The following is a 1,179-nucleotide window of genomic DNA, read 5'->3' as shown; positions in this document are numbered from 1 at the left end:
AAAAATGGAGGGAACGAATAACAAGATCAAGCTAATCAAACGTAGGGGGTACGGATACAGAAATATCCATCGTTTTGCCTTGCGGGTTCGCCTAGAAACAGCTAACATACTTTAATGGCAGATGCAAGTACATCTTTTGGTGATGAACCTAAAATGTTAAAAAACTATTATTTTTTAGTTAATTATCTATTTTTATGAAGTTAAAGTTTTTGGCTATTCTTGTCGAAATGGACGCGATACAATGGAAGTACGTAGGAGGGAATTTCATATGAGTAGATGGTTATGGCTATCATTTATTTTTCTTTTTATCCCACAAGTCGTTTGGGCGAGTGAAAAAGAAGAATGGATCGTTCAAGTTCGACACGCCTCGGACGTTCGACATCTTCAACCGTACGTTGTGGATACGATCGGGACGTTTGTGAAAGTGGCGGTAACAGAAGAAGAGCGAGAAAACATATCTCGTTTACCGTTTGTGTTAAACATGGAGAAAAACGACATCAAACGAGCGGCTGTCGATGATCCGTTGTTTTCGGAGCAGTGGTCTTTAGCGATGATTGATTGGCATATCCCCTCGTTAACATCTATAAATCGGCTAATTGGTAAACAGATGATTGTTGATGGACGAGAATACGTGTACGATGGTAAATCGTTTGAAGGGGAACATATCGTCATTACGCTCGGAGAAGAAACATTATCTCGCCTTTCTGTCACAGTCGATCATATCGAAGGACCGTGGCGTATACAAGTGAAAGATGAAACAGGGGCGATGTTAGGGGAGAACGAAGGAGAACTTGCTCGTCTGGATGTTCTTCTCTCTCGCCCTTCCTCAACGGTTCATTTATATGTTATGTCACCAAATTGGACGAATCGTCCGCGCATCGTGGAGTTGAAAGGGGTCAATCATGTCATTGTGGCGATTGTCGATTCGGGTGTCGCACTGCATGAAGATTTGAACGATCATGTGCTGTATAGTGTAAGCGTTGATTATGCAGAAAACAAGCGGTATGCGGATGATACGTTTGGGCATGGGACGCATGTGACAGGCATTTTAGCTGCTAGTGTCAATAACGGAAAAGGGATAGCAGGACTCATTGGAGATGCGCCAATCGATATTTTGCCGATTAAAGTGTTGGATCGTTACGGGGTCGGCGGTGATTTTGAAATTGCAAAAGGAGTGAA

Annotated in this window: 2 protein-coding genes; both read left to right on the top strand. The window is 42.6% G+C overall.

What is annotated here, in order from left to right; translation table 11 throughout:
* Positions 1-115, top strand: a 115-nt coding sequence (locus LD028_RS02265; protein WP_237810601.1) for a transposase, incomplete at its 5' end; no start/stop codon positions are given.
* A 153-nt stretch (positions 116-268) separates the two neighbouring features.
* The coding region (locus tag LD028_RS02260) for a S8 family serine peptidase (RefSeq protein WP_237810805.1) at positions 269-1,179 on the top strand (911 nt) is incomplete at its 3' end.

It is taken from the genome of Anoxybacillus sp. LAT27 (assembly GCF_022030075.1).
GTDB classification, from domain to species: domain Bacteria; phylum Bacillota; class Bacilli; order Bacillales; family Anoxybacillaceae; genus Anoxybacillus; species Anoxybacillus kestanbolensis.
Note: the sequence above shows the minus strand (reverse complement) of the source record. Positions and strands in the feature narration are given on the sequence as shown.